The sequence below is a fragment of the Aeromonas ichthyocola genome (genome assembly GCF_046087985.1).
Lineage (GTDB): Bacteria > Pseudomonadota > Gammaproteobacteria > Enterobacterales > Aeromonadaceae > Aeromonas > Aeromonas rivipollensis.
In genome coordinates, this window is the sequence record NZ_JBJSWH010000002.1 from 421,035 (window position 1) to 437,249 (window position 16,215).

16 protein-coding genes are annotated in these 16,215 nt (G+C 57.8%); 8 read left to right on the forward strand and 8 right to left on the reverse strand.

The window, feature by feature from the left end; genetic code table 11:
- Positions 1-54 precede the first annotated feature (54 nt).
- Together ACF2JD_RS06645 and cls are read right to left on the reverse strand one after the other, a co-directional pair.
- Positions 55-1,323 carry a DUF945 family protein gene (locus ACF2JD_RS06645; protein ID WP_163147757.1) on the reverse strand — a complete coding sequence of 423 codons (1,269 nt, stop codon included), beginning with the start codon at positions 1,321-1,323 and terminating at the stop codon, positions 55-57.
- A gap of 107 nt (positions 1,324-1,430) precedes the next feature.
- Positions 1,431-2,912 (reverse strand): cardiolipin synthase, encoded by a 1,482-nt coding sequence (gene cls, locus ACF2JD_RS06650; RefSeq protein WP_106886158.1) that lies wholly within the window; start codon positions 2,910-2,912, stop codon positions 1,431-1,433.
- 96 nt (positions 2,913-3,008) lie between these two features.
- On the opposite strand from cls, the gene ACF2JD_RS06655 reads away from it, so the two are divergent.
- The gene (locus tag ACF2JD_RS06655; RefSeq protein ID WP_161507403.1) at positions 3,009-3,560 is read left to right on the forward strand and encodes a DUF1439 domain-containing protein; all 552 of its coding nucleotides are present in this window, start codon (positions 3,009-3,011) and stop codon (positions 3,558-3,560) included.
- Here ACF2JD_RS06655 and ACF2JD_RS06660 read toward each other — a convergent pair.
- Entirely contained in the window at positions 3,551-3,991 is a 441-nt protein-coding gene (locus ACF2JD_RS06660; RefSeq protein WP_289976245.1) for a GNAT family N-acetyltransferase, read from the reverse strand. The genes ACF2JD_RS06655 and ACF2JD_RS06660 overlap by 10 nt on opposite strands.
- Positions 3,992-4,317: 326 nt before the next feature.
- Here ACF2JD_RS06660 and ACF2JD_RS06665 point away from each other — a divergent pair, with 326 nt between their 5' ends.
- Positions 4,318-5,016, forward strand: a complete 699-nt coding sequence (locus ACF2JD_RS06665) for a lytic transglycosylase domain-containing protein (protein ID WP_139744059.1) — start codon at positions 4,318-4,320, stop codon at positions 5,014-5,016.
- 257 nt (positions 5,017-5,273) lie between these two features.
- Here the strand turns inward: ACF2JD_RS06665 and aqpZ are convergent, their stop codons facing one another.
- The 4 genes from aqpZ to ACF2JD_RS06685 form a co-directional block, all read right to left on the reverse strand.
- Positions 5,274-5,960, reverse strand: a complete 687-nt coding sequence (gene aqpZ / locus ACF2JD_RS06670) for an aquaporin Z (protein ID WP_025327805.1) — start codon at positions 5,958-5,960, stop codon at positions 5,274-5,276.
- Positions 5,961-6,276: 316 nt separating this feature from the next.
- Positions 6,277-6,798 (reverse strand): crossover junction endodeoxyribonuclease RuvC, encoded by a 522-nt coding sequence (gene ruvC / locus ACF2JD_RS06675; RefSeq protein ID WP_106886154.1) that lies wholly within the window; start codon positions 6,796-6,798, stop codon positions 6,277-6,279.
- Positions 6,799-7,064: 266 nt separating this feature from the next.
- Positions 7,065-7,970, reverse strand: a complete 906-nt coding sequence (locus tag ACF2JD_RS06680) for a Gfo/Idh/MocA family oxidoreductase (RefSeq protein WP_440987052.1) — start codon at positions 7,968-7,970, stop codon at positions 7,065-7,067.
- 63 nt (positions 7,971-8,033) lie between these two features.
- Entirely contained in the window at positions 8,034-8,273 is a 240-nt protein-coding gene (locus ACF2JD_RS06685; RefSeq protein ID WP_106886152.1) for a hypothetical protein, read from the reverse strand.
- 669 nt (positions 8,274-8,942) lie between these two features.
- Between ACF2JD_RS06685 and ACF2JD_RS06690 the strand changes: the two genes are divergently transcribed.
- The 4 genes from ACF2JD_RS06690 to ACF2JD_RS06705 all read left to right on the forward strand — a co-directional run bounded on the left by ACF2JD_RS06690 (position 8,943) and on the right by ACF2JD_RS06705 (position 14,079).
- Positions 8,943-10,499, forward strand: coding sequence for an OmpA family protein (locus tag ACF2JD_RS06690; RefSeq protein ID WP_440987053.1), 1,557 nt, complete (start codon positions 8,943-8,945; stop codon positions 10,497-10,499).
- Between the two features lie 32 nt (positions 10,500-10,531).
- Positions 10,532-12,136, forward strand: a complete 1,605-nt coding sequence (locus tag ACF2JD_RS06695; RefSeq protein WP_440987054.1) for a hypothetical protein — start codon at positions 10,532-10,534, stop codon at positions 12,134-12,136.
- A 2-nt stretch (positions 12,137-12,138) separates the two neighbouring features.
- A complete protein-coding gene (locus ACF2JD_RS06700) occupies positions 12,139-12,972 on the forward strand; it encodes a hypothetical protein (protein ID WP_393937481.1) in 834 nt (277 codons plus the stop codon).
- A 591-nt stretch (positions 12,973-13,563) separates the two neighbouring features.
- The gene (locus ACF2JD_RS06705) at positions 13,564-14,079 is read left to right on the forward strand and encodes an REP-associated tyrosine transposase (RefSeq protein ID WP_440987055.1); all 516 of its coding nucleotides are present in this window, start codon (positions 13,564-13,566) and stop codon (positions 14,077-14,079) included.
- A 105-nt stretch (positions 14,080-14,184) separates the two neighbouring features.
- Here the strand turns inward: ACF2JD_RS06705 and ACF2JD_RS06710 are convergent, their stop codons facing one another.
- Entirely contained in the window at positions 14,185-14,448 is a 264-nt protein-coding gene (locus tag ACF2JD_RS06710; protein WP_440987212.1) for a hypothetical protein, read from the reverse strand.
- 97 nt (positions 14,449-14,545) lie between these two features.
- On the opposite strand from ACF2JD_RS06710, the gene ACF2JD_RS06715 reads away from it, so the two are divergent.
- Together ACF2JD_RS06715 and ACF2JD_RS06720 are read left to right on the forward strand one after the other, a co-directional pair.
- On the forward strand, positions 14,546-14,935 hold the full coding sequence (locus tag ACF2JD_RS06715) for a hypothetical protein (RefSeq protein ID WP_394294560.1): 390 nt from the start codon (positions 14,546-14,548) through the stop codon (positions 14,933-14,935).
- Between the two features lie 447 nt (positions 14,936-15,382).
- The gene (locus ACF2JD_RS06720) at positions 15,383-16,168 is read left to right on the forward strand and encodes a PA3715 family protein (protein WP_440987056.1); all 786 of its coding nucleotides are present in this window, start codon (positions 15,383-15,385) and stop codon (positions 16,166-16,168) included.
- The last annotated feature ends 47 nt before the right edge of the window (positions 16,169-16,215 follow it).

Consider the following 16,215-nt stretch of genomic DNA (forward strand, 5'->3'; position numbering starts at 1 on the left):
CCAGCAAAAAGGCTCCCGAGGGAGCCTTTTTCGTCTGGCTGTGCTTATTTGCGCTTATTGAGGCAGGGGCAGACCGTTGATGGTGACCAGCCCCTTGTCGAGCTTGAGCTCGGCATTGAGGTGCGCCGGCTCCGCCTTCAGATAACCCAGGGCCGTGAACTGGGCCAGCATGGGCGCCAGCTGCGGCACCGCCTTGCCCAGCTGATCCCCGAGGCTGGCATTGAGCAGTCCGGACAGGGCCTGCATCCCCTCTTCGCTTCCCATCAGCTGTGCCAGGGTCGTTGGCGCCAGCTTGGCCTCCCCTTTCAGGCTGACGGGCTCGCCGTTGAGCTGGGCGCTGAGATCGGTCAGCTCCAGCGTGGCGCCCCGTTGCAGCATCTTGTCCAGCGCCTGCTGGACAGCCGCCTCGTCCACCCGCTGGCTGCTGGCCTCCTGCAGGGTCTGATAGCCCTCCAGATCCAGCCCCTTGAGCGCCAGATCCAGACTTCCCTGGGTCAGTGCCAGGCTGTCGCTCTCGTTCTCCAGGTTGAGGGTCGCCACCTTCATCTGATAGCGGCTAGAGAGGGTCTGGGCATCGTCCCCCGCCAGCTGGGTGTTGGTACTGACCCCCTGCAACGAGAGCTTGACGCTCTCCGGCAGTTGCAAGGAGAGGGCGGACAGCGTCATCTCGCTGTTAGGAGAGAGCCAGATGCCGCTGATCTCGGCCATGTCGGCACTGCCCTTGAGATCCGCCAGGGCCAGATCCATCTTGCTCTGCGCATCGTGGACCGTCATGCCCAGCCACTGGAAGACCAGGTGGCCATTGCCATCGAGATCCCCGCGATAATCCCCGCTCAGGGGCAGGAAGCTGAACTCGTTGAGTCCCTCCTTGACCTTGAAGTCGCTGGCCCAGAAACGGGAGCTGTTGCTCATGGTCCAGAGGCTGCTGGCCGACTCCAGGCCAAGCTGCCACTGCTGCATGCCGAGGGCGGTGAAGACCGGGGCCAGGGTCCCCGCCGAGGTGTCGAGCAGCATGTTGCTCTTGATATAGAGCGGCAGCAGGCGGCTGTTGACGCGCAGTTGCAGCTCTATGGGCTCGCTTCCCGCCATCTGGGGATCGAAACTCGCCAGCGTCTGGGGTGTCACCACCACCTTGAGCACCCCATCACGGGTGAACAGGTTCTCGCTGGTGGGTAACCAGGTGATCTCGACCCCGCTCTCCTGCTTGGCCCTCACGATCTGCTCCCCCAGGATGCGATCGAAGGCATTGCCCGTGTACCAGCAGGCACCCAGCCCACCCACCACCAATGCCGCTCCGGCAGCCATGGCCACTGTCTTTTTCATCTGCTCTCTTACTCCTGATTTTTCTATGGCGGGTGCATAGGCGCACTCTACGGGGAGGATGGGAACACAAGCAAGCCAGATCCCGGCTCATGGCCCATTCTCGACTGTCACAGCAAGGGGCTGAACAGGTAGAAGATGTTCTCCAGCAATTTTTTGTACCAGGGGCGGGCCCGCCACTGGGTCAGCGACATGGGGGTCGCCTCCAGCATGTAGCCCTGCACCAGCTGATTCATCTCGGCGACAAACACCGGGTTGTCGATGAGCAGGGTGATCTCGAAATTGAGCCAGAGGCTGCGTCTGTCGAGGTTGACCGTGCCCACCAGGGCGAAGTCGTCGTCCACCAGCACGCTCTTGGTGTGCAGCAGACCGGCATCATAGCGGTAAATTTCGACCCCGGCCGCCAGCAGATCCTCCATGAAGGAGTTGCTCGCGTGGTTGGCCATCAGGGAGTCGTTGCGCGCCGGCAGTACCAGCTGCACCAGCACGCCCCGCGCCGCCGCCGAGGAGAGCGCCGCCGCCAGGGGGTCGTCCGGTACGAAATAGGGGGTGGTCAGCACCAGGTGGTGGCGCGCCTGGTAGATGGCCAGCAGCAGGCTCTGCTGGATGCAGTCACCGCCGACGAAGGGGCCTGAGGGGATGAGTTGGGCCCGATAGTTGGTTTGCGGCCAGGCCTCGGGTTCGTGCTGCAGGCTGTCGAGCAGCCGTTCGCCGGTCTCCATCTCCCAGTCCCAGACGAAGGTGGACCACATCAGGGGCACCACTGGCCCCTGCACCCGGATCATGATGTCGACCCACTGACCGACACCGGCATCCTGCTTGAAGAAGCGGGGATCCACCATGTTCATGGAGCCGGTGTAACCGACCCTGTCATCTATCACCACCAGCTTGCGGTGCATGCGCAAGTCCTGGCGCTGGAACGGGATGCGCCAGGCACCCACCGGCAGCACCTCCACCACCTTGACCCCGGCCGCCCGCAGCGACTTAGGCCAGCCGGAGCGGAAGAAGGTCTTGCTGCCGACGGAATCGAGCAACACGCGACAATCCACGCCGCGCGCCGCCACCTCGACAAGGGCCTCGCACACCGCATCCACGTCCCCGCCGGGATGCCAGATGTAGAACTCCAGATAGCAGGACTGGGAGGAGCCGCGGATGTCGCGCACTATCTCCTGAATGATGGTGTCGGGCTTGTGCAGCAGCGTCATCCGGTTGCCCGAGAGCATGGGCATGGCCAACCGCCCCTGGATCAGATCATGGAGCGGGCGCGCCTTGCTGCCCACCTCGCAGCAGTGCTGGGGGAAGAGGCGGGCGAGCTGGCGGATCCAGATGGCGTAAGGGCGGTACATGGCCTGGGCACGTTCGGCCCGCTTGCGGCCGAGCCGTATCTCCCCAAACAGCACATAGAAGCCGACCCCGGCAAACGGGATGGCATAGATGAGCGCCAGCCAGGCGAGGGATACCCCTATGGGGCGCCGCTTCATCACCACTCGCAGGGAGATCCCCGCTACTATCACGGTGTGAAACAACAGCAACAGCCAGCCGAGAAAGCGGGAGAACAGCAACTGAATGTCGTATTCCAGACCGTCGAGCAAGACGACTCCTTGGTGTAATGAACAAAGGGCATGGGCAGATCCCACAGGGCCACAATGGTATGCTGTGGGACAAACCCATTCTATCAGGTCGTTAGCATGATCCTGCAATCTATGCTGCTGAGTCTGGCCATGCTAGGTCAAGGCTCATATGACATCAATGAGCAACAGATAAACCAGTACCTGCAATCCCAGGTGCAAGTCGACAAACAGCTGGAGTTGCCCGGCATCATCAAGGCCCATGTCCAGCTCGAGCAGAGCGACGTCCAGATCGGCCGCCAGAGCCCGGATACCGCCAGGGTCTTTGGCAAGGGCAAGCTGAAGATCTCCCTGCCGGACCAGACCCAGTACGATGCCCTGCTGAACATGACCTATGAGGCCAGACCGCGCTACGACAAGGCCCAGAGCGCGCTCTTCCTCGATAACATGAAGCTGATTGACTACAAGCTGGAGCCCGCGGCGGCGGAGCAGAAGTTCGGTTTCATGCTGAGGATGCTGCTGCAGAGCATGGAGAAGCGGCTGGAGACCCAGCCCGTCTACAAGCTCGACGACAAGGATCCCAACCAGGCCTGGCTCAAGGAGAATCTGCTGGGGCTGGAGCTGTCACCGGGCAAGATCCGCCTGCTGACCAAGCCGAAGGATCAGTTGTAGACAGTGGCCGTCGCCTGACGCACCAGCAGCTCGATCTGGTAACCCTGTTCGCGCTGCTGGTGATAGAGGGTATGAAGCGGTCCGTCGAGTTCATGCAGGGGAAGGTGGGCAAAGCCCGCCTTGAGGTAGAAGGGTTTCTCGAAGGGCAAGGCGTGGCAGATCACGGGTTTGTCCAGCAGATCGCTGCAGGCGTGCTGCAGCAGCCGGGAGCCCAGCCCCAGTGACTGGTAGTGCGGCAACAACCGGAAACCGCACAGGTGGTAATAGTCCTGTTCGTCGCGCAGGCGCACGGCCCCCACCAGCCAATGGGCATCCCGTACCACGAAGATCCGTTCGGCCAGATCCGGCACATAGTGGGAAAACGTCGTCTCGTAATAGTCCCTGATCAGGGAAAGATCCGCATCACAGTACTCTTCGAATCTGAGCTCCATCGCCCGCCTGCTTCTCATACCCATTTCGCTCTGGCCACCTGGCCCTCTCTTGACCCATCAACCGGCCCCACGAAGAGATCAGACCAGAGTGGAGCAACAGCAAGATAACACGCCTTTAACTTACAAAAAAGCCAATAGCCAGTTGGGGAGTTACGGCGCCGTCCATTGCCTCTTGCGAGGCTGCAGCACCCGCCTCGGGGAGCCAGTGGCCCCCTCTGCCCGGGCATTTATTGCGACTCCTCGTCGGGGCCCTTGTTCTGCCTCGCCCCGGATGCTTTACTCAACGTGGCTAACAAGGCTTAAGGAGCAAGCCGTTGAAAGCATGGATGTTGCTGGGAGCCATTTTGCTGTTCCCCCTCAGTGCCTGGAGTCAGACGCCGCCACCGGCCGAGGTGGTGGTCCTGACATCCGAGTCGATCCCGTCACCCAAGGTGGCAGAGCCCGCACCGCCCCCCGCCGCGCGCCAGATCCAGGTCTACAAGTCGGTGCAAAAGAACGGTGTGGTGCGCTATTCCGACATGATGCCGGAGCAGGGTCATTACGAGCTGCTGCTGTTCAACGACTGCTACGCCTGCGATCCCGCCTCCAGGGTCAACTGGCGCACCACAGGCCTCTTCCTCTACGACTATGCCAGCACCATACAGGCGGCGGCCAAGACCTATCAGGTGGAGCCAGCCCTCATCCGGGCGCTGATCCACGCCGAATCCGCCTTCAACCCGCTGGCCGTCTCCCGCAAGGGGGCCATGGGGCTGACCCAGCTGATGCCGGCGACTGCCCGCGAGCTCGGGGTCGGCAATGCCCTGATGGCCGAGCAGAATATCTTCGGTGGGGTGAAATACCTGGCGGGCCTGCTCAAGCAGTATGACGGCAACGTTGCCCTGGCCACGGCCGCCTACAACGCCGGGGCCGGTGCGGTGCAAAAACACGGTGGCATACCGCCCTATGCGGAAACCCGGGCCTATGTGGCGCGGGTCAAGCTGCTGCACCAGCGCTATAAAGAGATGCTGAGCGCCCGGGGCCTGTAAACCCTTTGCAAGACACAAGCACGGCGGCATCCCCTCCCATACATGCCGAAACCCGGGCCTATGTGGCGCGGGTGTGGCGCGGGTCAAGCTGCTGCACCAGCGCTATAAAGAGATGCTGAGCGCCCGGGCGCTTGTAAGCCCTCCCCCCTCTTCCTCAGCCAACCAATAAAACCGGGGTCATCCCGGTTTTGCTGCCCTCCAGAAACAAAAAAACACGCCCGCAGGCGTGTCGATACCACACATAGTTCAGTAACAGCTCACTCTTTGGTGGCGATCACGCGATAGGCCAATGCCCCCAGAATGGCACCGACGATGGGAGCGACCCAGAACAGCCAGAGCTGGCTGACGGCCCAGTCACCCACGAACAGTGCCACACCCGTGCTGCGAGCCGGGTTCACCGAGGTGTTGGTCACCGGAATGCTGATGAGGTGGATAAGGGTCAGGCACAGACCGATGGCGATAGGGGCGAAGCCCGCCGGTGCGCGGCTGTCGGTGGCGCCCATGATCACGAACAGGAAGAAGCCCGTCATCACCACTTCACACACCAGTGCCGCCAGCAGGCTGTAGCCGCCCGGTGAGTGCTCACCATAACCGTTGGAGGCAAAGCCGGCGCTCACGTCAAATCCGGCCTGGCCGCTGGCGATCACATAGAGCACGCCACCCGCCGCGATCCCGCCAAGGACTTGAGCCACTATGTAAGGCACGACGCCCGATGCCGGGAAACGGCCACCGGCCCACAGACCCAGGGTCACGGCCGGGTTCAGGTGACAACCAGAGATGTGACCTATGGCGAAGGCCATGGTCAGCACGGTCAGACCGAACGCCAGGGCCACACCCAGCAGGCCTATCCCCACATTCGGGAAAGCGGCAGCCAGCACGGCACTGCCACAACCCCCCAGCACCAGCCAGAAGGTGCCCATAAATTCAGCTGCAAATGGTTTCACTCTCATATCTCCCGATGATGACTAGAACAGGAGCCTGGAAAAAGGCTCATACGGACACTGCTATTCAACAGGCGCCATATTATGGGAGTGTGGTGGAGTAAGACGAAGCTGGCTTTATTTACGCAAAATGTGTGATGTGCGTCACAAGTTGTTGATTAAACGGGAGCTTCCGCACCTGCATCGCCCCCATTTCTCATCAGAGTCCCCCCTGATCGTGCGACAGCTTGTGACCCAATCAGCGCTTTTGACAACAGCACGCCGGGCAACAGGATTGTGCCTGGCGCGGTGGGGCGTCCTCGCAGAGCCCGTCTGGGGATCAGCGGTAACGGCCACGCACCGAGCTGGTGGCACGCCCCGCCATCTTGATGAGGCTCTGGCGGGTGTGGAAGTGACAGAGCGCCACCCCGAGGGCATCCGCCGCATCCGCCTGAGGGGTGGCAGAGAGCTTGAGCAGATGGGTCACCATATGCTGCACCTGCTCCTTGGCTGCCCCACCCGTGCCCACTACCGCCTGCTTGATCTGGGTCGCCGAGTATTCGCTCACCGGCAGCAGGGCGTTGACCGCCGCCACTATGGCGCTGCCCCGCGCCTGACCCAGCTTCAAGGCTGAATCGGCGTTGCGGGCCATGAAGACCCGCTCGATGGCGAAGTCATCGGGCTTGAACTGGGTGATGATCTCGCTCACCCCGTCATACACCTGCTTGAGGCGTGACGGCAGCTCGCCCAGGTCGGTGCGGATGCAGCCCGACCCCAGGTACTCCGCCTTGCCCGCGACTATGCGGATGACGCCGTAGCCGGTGATCCGCGAACCGGGGTCTATACCCAGAATAATGCTCATGAAGGGATCACCTTGTCCGCCGCGACCGGGCGCTCATCAGCGGCCCGTGGCAAACCCGGCGCCATTTGCGAAACGTTGCTCATCACACTCTGTTGCTCTGCAGATCTTTCATGGGCGCCAAGATAGCAAACAAGCGTCCCCTTGGCTCGCGCGGCGGCGCCCTCCCCTGCCAACCGCGCAGGGATGCGTCATCTTGTACAGTACTTCGGTTGTTTTCTCGCCCCTGTGGCCCATCGGCAGTCCATGGGAAAGGCAAACCGGGTTCACTACCCCGCCAGCTCCACCAGTCGCTCCGCCAATTGGTGGCTGTGCAGATAGCTCTCGATAAGTCCCCCATCTGCCTTGCCCGTTTCAATTTGCTGATACCAGTGGGCCAGCATGGCGACAAAACCCCGGCTCGCCAGCACCGGCTGCCAGTCGTCGGGGGTCAGGGTCTGCACCACCTTGCCCTGGGCCAGGGTGCCTCTGGTGCAGTTCTCCAGGTGGAGCGACAGGTTGTCGCCATAGGCATCGATGCGCTCCTCGGTGAGGCCGGCGCTGCGGTTCATGCTGCCGCTCACCGCCACCTGCCCGCTCTGCCAGGCGACGCTCACTCCGGCCAGCAGCTCGGGCTGCTGGGCACTTCGCCGCAGCACAGCGTGGAGATCTCCGCTCGGCAGGCCGCCATAGAAGCAGAGGCTGTCGAGCACATGGATAAAGTCGTCGAACAGGAACTGGCGCGGCAGCCCCGGCAAGGCGTGTCTGTGCTTTTGCCAGTGGAGTTCGGTGAGCGGCTCGGCACGGGCGGCGCTCATGGCAGGCAGATAGCGGCGGTTGAAGCCCACAAAGAGCGGGCAATCCTGCGCCAGGGCGAGGTTGGCGAGCACCTCTACCTCGGCGTAATCAAAGCAGAGCGGCTTGTCGACAAAGGTGGGGATGCCGGCGCACAGGCACTGCTCCGCCAGCTTGCCATGTACGGCGGTGGCGGCGTGGATCATCACGGCGTCCGGGCGGCTCCCGAGCAGCGCGTCCACCTCGGTGAAGCACTCGGCGATCCGGTACTGGCGGGCCAGCTTGTTCAGCACTTGGGGATTGCGGGTGCAGAGCAGCGGGGTGACCCGCTCGTCGCTCGCGAGCAGCGGCAGATAGGCCTTCTGGGCGATATCACCGAGGCCAATCAGGGCAATGCGCATGGGAACTCCTTGTCATGAGTGCGATGGCACAGGGTAACATCCGGCCTTGCTATAGAGAGTTTTCTATTCGAGCTCTTTCGAGAGCCCCTTGGCCTGCTCTCTGGCATCCAGCCACTTGCCCACTCTGGCCCCCAGCTCGGAGCAGAGCATGGCGCTGACCACAGCCCAGAGCAGTTGGTTGAAATCAAAGTTCGCCTGCTTCTCAAACAGCAGGGGCACCATGAGGTTGAAGGCAATGATCCCGAGCACCAGCCCGAGCCCGCTGCCAATCTTCTCTCTTCTGGATCTGACCTTAACCGCCATCTATCTCTCCCAATGCAGATAAGCCTGCTGAAGTGTTCGTGAAGGATTTACAAGAGAGGCAAGCATGCGGCCGCTCTCCTTATCGATATTATTTAGCAGCACAAGATAGCAATGCAGCCACTATTCAACAGCCCCTCTCGATAATTAATTCACCAACTGCGATCAATGCCATGTTTTATCCTGTTGATGCATGTTTTTTCACCAACACATAGCGATAAGAACGCCAGATGTCACCTCCTGTTCTCCATCTTGCCGTGCCGCGACCCAATAGGGCACAACGGCAGATCACCCCCTCACAAACAGCCTGACAGCCACTCGCCCCCTTTATCACCGAGAAAGAAACAACTTGGTAACATTATTTAAAAAACGATGTTTTTCTGATGCTTGCATCACTTTTGCGCTCGCTTGATCAGCCTCGTTTGGCTTATCATTGCCACTTGATGCCTATTCAACGACATGGGCGATTGCCTCTGCTGACAAATAGGGCAAACAAGAAGCCGTTATTTACGAGAATTAGCGCGTTGTGGGCCGATATTCAAAAAACTCACCACTAATGCCTTTCGTATCAATAATTGTCGATTATTTTACCGCGTATTGAGAGATCACTTTCTCTGCGCATTTTTTGCATGCCTGAATCTCGGCATTAAATAAGAATGGCAAGGAATAGCTATGGATAAATCGTTTCGTCTTGCGCCCCTCAGCTGTGTATTGATTGCTGCCGTTGGCTGCAGCTCTCAGCAGATGCAGAGTTTCAAATCGACGGTCAATGACATCGGCAAAGATTATGGTATGCCCGTGCTCTGTGGCGCAGGCATGATCGCAGGTGGGGCCGCGGGTTACGCTCTTAACGGGGAAAAAGGGGCCGTCGCAGGGCTGGCCATAGGCGGCGTACTGGGCTGTGCGGCAGGCTATGTGTGGCAATCCCGGCTGCAAGAGCTTGACCGTATCGCGAAGGAAGAGAATCTCAAGATCACCACAGAGCAGCTGACCCTGGCCGAACCCGCGGTGGCGACCAATGTGCCCCAGAATGCGGGTCTGGTTGCCCAGATACCCGATTCGGGCATGTTCGCCATTGGTTCTGACCAGCTGACGGAAAGCGGTCAACGGGTGGTGACCAAACTGGCTCAGGTGTATGCCACCCCCCCCGCCGCCACTCAAGCCGAGGCATCCACTGAGCGTCAAGAGCGCCGCATTCTCCTCGTCGGTCATAGCGATGCGACCGGCCCTGCAGAATTCAACCAGAAACTGTCCGAGCAACGGGCCAGGGCTGTCGGCAAGGTCCTGGTAAAAGCAGGGATCCCGGCCACCTCCATCTATTACCAAGGAGCGGGCTCTTCGCGCCCCATCGCAGACAACAGTGACCCCTTGCTGCGCGGTCAGAATCGCCGGGTCGAGATAGTTGAACTCGCGAACGAGCAGGCCCTGGTGATGCGGGCTCAGTCCGAAGAGGGCAACACAAGATATCTGCGTTATGGCGCTTCCGATGCTGCCAAGCCTCGTGTGGCTGCGGCTAAACCCGCTGCTCAGTCCGCAAGCAGTTCCAGCAAGGTGGCGGCCGGGTCGCAAGCCACCCCTCGTCAAGCCACAGCCAAACAGAGCGCACCTGACAGCAACACGGCCAAGGTTGCGCCCAACGCCAAGGCAGCGGTGGATTTTGGCGGCGCACCTGCCAATACCTACCAGTGGAACATGGCCCAGAACATCAAGCCCAAGGCGAGCGGCTTTGCGCTGATCAGCAGCGCCTACGCCAGCGACATGCCGATGTCGAGCTGTGAGGCGGATAAGCCGCGCAGTGCGGGCCAGGTGCTGAGCATGGCAGACGACAAGCCGCTCCCACGCCATGCCACCAAGGAGTACATGCCAGGCTACAACAACCGCGTCTGGGCCAATACCGTCAACGGCCACCTGGTGACTGTCTCTCCGGTTTCCATCTTGCGGGATAACGCCAAGGTCGATCGCCAGCCGCTCCTGCAGGTGGTTCAGGGTTACAAGTCCTCAAACCAGAAGAAAGCCCAATCCCTCAAGGCGGTGGCCAACACCTACGAGGGCGAGAGTGAAGTGCTTTACCGCGTCTTCACCAGCGACCCCAAGGCGCCCGTCTCCTGCATGGATCTCGTGTTCAGTAAAGGCAATGCCAAGGTCAGCCAGGGAGCCCTGTTCTATCCGGCAGGTTCCGAGGCTTATGTGGCTTCCTACATGCCCATTCCCGCCACCCATTCCCAATAAGAAAACGGAGAAACTTAGTGGAAGACTTTTCTTTGGCAGCGCTCAAAGCGCTGATCCTCGCCAACCAGATGCTGACCGTTGGCATTATTTCATTCCTCATCAGCGCCGTTGTGGTGTGGCGACATTGGGAGAATGTCTCCTACTTCCTGATCCGGGTATGGCACAGCCTGCCTCTGATCGGCACTGTGGCTCGCCTCGCGCGCAAGCCCGCCTCGGTCGATGGTGATGGCTGGATCAACCATGAAGTGACCCTGTCGAATGTGTACTACCGCGAGTACAAGAAACACCTGAAGGGGCCGGATGCCTACAATGCCTCCCTCGACTACCTGGCCAAGGCGGGAGAGGCAGGTCGCTCCCCGCGCCCGGCATGGGTGCTGGCCCTGGTGCTGGTACTGGTGCTGGTCGAGGCAATGGGGTTTGCCTACGTGCTCGCAGGCTGGATGAACATGGATGCGTCAACCAATGACCGCCATCTGCTGACGGCAGGTACGGCACTGCTGCTCGCCGTCGCATCGGCGTTCTTCGCCGAAGTGGCCGGTCACTCCCTGCATCACAACAGTCTGATCGCCCGCGCCCGCCACTGGTGGCAAGGGGAAGAGCCTTCCAAACGCTCTCGTACCCTCAAGGCAAACAAGGCCATCAATCTGGAAGACTCCTTCTCGGACTCTGACAAACCCGACTATGAACAGCTGCTGGCACGACTGAAAGACGTGAACTCGGGTGTTACCCGCAAGTTTGTCTGGCTGATTGTCTGCGCTGTATTTGTCGCCTGCATGGCCGTTGGTGCCTTCGTGGTCCGTTCAGCCACCCTCGACAGCATAGAGACCGAGATGGTGAACAGCATGCGCGCTGAGGCGACGGCACAGAGCGACAGCAGCATGGCATCGCCCTTTGATCTGCCGGAGGAGTCTCAGGCAATCAACAGCGAGGCGGAAGAGGCCACCATAGACGACAAGATGCAGGCCATCCGTGAGGCCAGCCTGACCACCTACGTCATGCTGTCGCTCATCTACATCGCCATCCAGGGGATCAGCATCTGGCTTGCCAGCAAATACTACTTTGCCGGTACCCACTCACAGACTGCCTGGCGTCTGACGCACGAATACGCGACCGCCGAGGAGATGCTGGACGCCATGGACCAGCAACGCACCGCCATCGCCAGTCATGCCGATGACAAGCTCCGCCGCTTGCAGACCCTGCTGTCGAGCCGTGACCACACCAACTCAGGTGTGCTGGGTGCGCTGGAAGGGGAGAAATCTGCCCATCGTAACTTCCTGGCCTTTATCGAGTACAAAGCGGGCACTGTGCCACCCAAGCCCGCCCCCCAGCCGGCGCCTCAGCCGGCGCCTCAGGCAGCACCGACTGTGCCGGCCGAGCCGACGCCTGCCGTGCAACCGGCAGTTGCTCAGGTAGTTGCTCAGACAGAGGCGGCGCTCCCGTCCACCACAGATGCCTCCGGCCAGACCGGCACTGTCGTCAAGGCCGCCGATTTCCATGATGTCACTGGCCTGCCCGAAGAGAGCCTGGCCGCGGCCAGCCGCGCACTGGGGGTGGACGAAGCGCAGTTGCGCGATATCCGTGAACAGCAGATGGCCCTCAAGACCCTGGGCCTCTTCCCCACCAAGCAGAGTGCCTAACCGTGAAGATCACCCAGGTATTACTACTGGCGTTGACGCTGCCTTGCGCAGCCTTGGCCGCCGACCGTAACGACATACAGAGCTGCTATGAGCGCAATGGCCTGACCGACCTCAAGCCCGCGGGCACAGGTCGCGAGCTGGTGGTCATCATCGACCAGACCATTCCGATGCCTGACGATCTGCAACGCAGCAGTTGGGGGCAGATCGAACGGTTCGTGCAGGCCGGTGATCGCGTCAAGCTCTATACCTTCTCCGCCTTCCTGCCCGGCGAATACCTTCGCCTGGCCTACGCGGGGCAACTGGATATGCCGCTGAACGGAGAGATCCGGGACGATGTCAACATGCGCAAATTGCGCAGTCTGGACACCTGCCTGGCGACACAGACGAAAGTCTTTCGTAACGGCTTTGGCAAACAGTTCGTGAAAGCGCTGCGTGACGCCCGCCAAGACATCCCCAAGAGCGAGATCATGAACTCGCTGCGAAAGGTGGGCGAGGATATGAAGGCCGAGCAAGGCGTCAACGATCGGGTCGTGTTCCTTATTTCGGACATGCTGGAACACTCCGATTACACCAGCTTCTATGCCACCAACAAGATCAAGCAGCTCAATGTCGGTGACGAGCTCAAACAGGCCAAGAGCAAGGGGCTGTTTGCCGATCTGCAAGGCGCTCGCGTCTATGTCACGGGGGCCGGACTGGTTACCGACGCGGTGAAACACGCCTATCGTTCCGGCAAGACCATGGATGCCCTCGGTGACTTCTGGTCACAGTACTTCGAGCACTCCCATGCCAGCCTGGTGAACTTCGGTGCCCCCAGCCTGAGCACGGATCTGCAATAAGAGTGACATTCAAGGGCAAGCCTCGCGCTTCAACCTCATAACATCAAGGGCGACCAACTGGTCGCCTTTGTTATTTCCGTTGCAGCCCAAATCAGGGGGATCAACAAGCCAGCCGCCTGGCATCAGGTTTGATCATTTAATAATTTCCTCAAGAAGTGGGTGCCCCATATTTGCCGACTCTCGTAAAAGATCCGCAAGGGACGTCGTCATCCATCCCCTTCCCCATAGGCCGAGCAAGATAGCAAAGCCGCACCTGCTTGCCCGCCTTTATCGCACCTGCTTAAGCGCTTTGATGACCTGGTTCAAAAAACGATGATTTTCTGATGATTGCCTCGTTTTGTGCTCGCGGGCCCAGCTTCGTTTGGCTTACCATAGCCATCCAGAACCTGTTGAACTGCGATGTGTTGCTGCCAGTGCAGGTCACAGGAGCATATTGGAAGCTGTCATCCACGGGCGGTAGCGTGGGATTTCCCTGTCGGCGGTGGTGGCGTAGGTTGGCGCTGAACGAAGTGAAGCCCAACGTTTACCGAACATTCGAGATCACCAAAAATCCGGACATCCACAAGCTCGTAGCCAACGATAAGGAAATCAATGCGCTATCGCCGCGCCCAAGCCAGCGGAGCCTGTTGGTTCTTCACCGTCAATCTGGCCAACCGCAAGCAAGATCTGCTGATCCGCCATATCGATCTGTTGCGCGGAGTCATCCGCCACGTCAAGAAGCAACATCCGTTCGAGATCATTGCCATGGTGGCGATGCCGGATCATCTGCACACTATCTGGCGATTGCCGCCAGACGATAGTGATTATTCCATCCGTTGGGCCTTGATAAAGGCAGGCTTCTCCCGTGCCCTTCCTAAAACAGAGCGGATAAGAGAAAGCCGGATAGCCAAGCGGGAACGCGGCATTTGGCAGCGCCGGTATTGGGAGCATTTGATCCGGGATGACCTGGATTTACAGGCCCACGTTAATTACATCCATTTCAACCCGGTCAAACACGGTTATTGCATCAAGCCTGTCGACTGGCATTATTCCTCCATCCACCTTTATATAAGGCGAGGATGGATAAAGAGCGATTGGGCTGTTGATATTAATTTGGACGTAGAGTGATGAACATGGTTACGAGGTAGAAATTTATTTCAAAATCATAATTCAACTTACCAAGGATAAACATCTTTTGGGTAAACGTTGGGCTTCGCTCCGCTCAGCCACAACCTACGACATTAATTGACAATGTAGGTTGGTGCTGAGCCTGCGAAGCCCAACATATGAGATGGCCCCCAGTTCGGAGCAGATCAACGCCGTCACGGCTGCCCAGAGCATCTGGCTTCCATCAAAGCCCGCCTGCTTTTCAAACAAGAAGGGCAACAGCAGATTGAAGCCGATGATCCCGAGCAGCAGCCCAAGGCCGCTGCCTACCTTCTCCCAGCGGGATCTCACTTTTAAAAAAGTGGGTGTTCCAGAATCTGCATCACACATGTAGCGAAAAGTAAACTGCAAAAAATACCAATTGATTTACGCCCATTTAATATGTTCCTATTACAATTTCGGTTTCTTTAGGCACGGAAGTTTTGATATGAAAAGTGATAAGAGCATCGATAATATTAGAATTCAGGTCCATTGTGGTGAATGCGGCGAACGCTACAAACTCAACCGCGAGCTATCACGTCTTCTGGAGAAAGGCAACGAAATAGCCTGCTCCTGTTGTGGCAAAATAGTAAAATCAGATAAACGCAAGACCAATAACTTCTGGCATATCTGTACTGTCATCTACCTCATTCTCGGCGCAATGGCCGTCATGAGCATCTCGCTATATAACATGTTTAGCGACATCGGCTTCTCCAGCTTCTATGTCTCCATCCCCTTCTTTTTGAGCATCCCCCTGATTGCCAAAATGCACGGCTCTGTGACACATCCCCTGATCGCTGCCACCGGTGAAACCAACAATTCGGCTCTGGTAAAGTAGGATAGCCATCCACTATAACGGATGGGAATAACCTCACGTATTATTGGCCTGATTAATGTTAAGTTATCAGGCCATGTCAAGAGAGCGCGGAGTCTGGGATACCCACCTTTGACTGCGCCAGCACCGCACCCACAATGGCCATCGGAACAACGCCGCCCAACATTCGGCCACCTCACGTTCACTCCAAGTAAAAGGTTGGTGCCCCAGATTTTTATGTCACTGACAGGAATTAGCATCCTCACCGCATAAGAAGGCCCGCATGACCACGTGGTAGTAAGGAAAAAAGGTGGGTTCCTTATATTTATAATAGCCTTAGGATTTTATAGTGTTTAATATAAATATATTGTGTACTGCTATGAATCAGACCTAACCACGATAATAAAAACATGCATGGTGGTATCAGTTAATTATTGTTATATATTCTTATAGGCCAAATGGTATAGAGACATGATATCTAGATTGGTATTTTTATTATTTATTTTGGTTAGTGCCGATGCATCTGCCGATCCATGTTACCAGTACATGAAGTCACTTTTGGCGGCGGCAGCATTCAATGACCATGTAGAGATAGTACATGATGGAAAGAAGTATCAGGGGTCAACACAGAGTTATACGTGCAAGACATGGCCTGCGCATGACAATATGGTGATCATTGCTATTCCATTGCGCGCTCATGGCCAAATGATGTACTCCAGCCTGGATATTGTAGTCATTGATAGCAATAATATGGGCATAAAATATAGAACAGTGCGTCATGACCTTCTCGAACATGAGGATTATTCCGATGGTGATATGTTTATTGATACCGCACCATATCAGTTGAACTCTTCACATCTTGCATTTGGCTTAAGAATTAACTGGGGTACAAAGGGCCATCTTGTTACTACCTTGAACCTGTTCCAGCCGAAAGATAATGGGTCGCTTGCCTTGGTTATAAAAGGGTTGATTGTTGACTCCCACTATCGACTTAGCAAAAATAATCAGATGTGTAATTCTGAATATGCCGTCAGAAAATCATTGCTTCATGTCCGAAAAAATGACACATCATCTGGTTACAAGGATATTCTTCTGACCAGTATATCCACTAACACCAAGTCGACCGAGAAATTTAATGGAAGAAGCGTGGAGTGTATTAATGAGAAATTTGAAACAGATCGGCGAGTCGACACACTAATCTATGATAGGAAGGAATACAAAATACCCCCTTATCTCTATTTTTATTACGTCTATTAATATAGTGATAATATCACTAGTGTATTAAATATATATTTATCCATTAT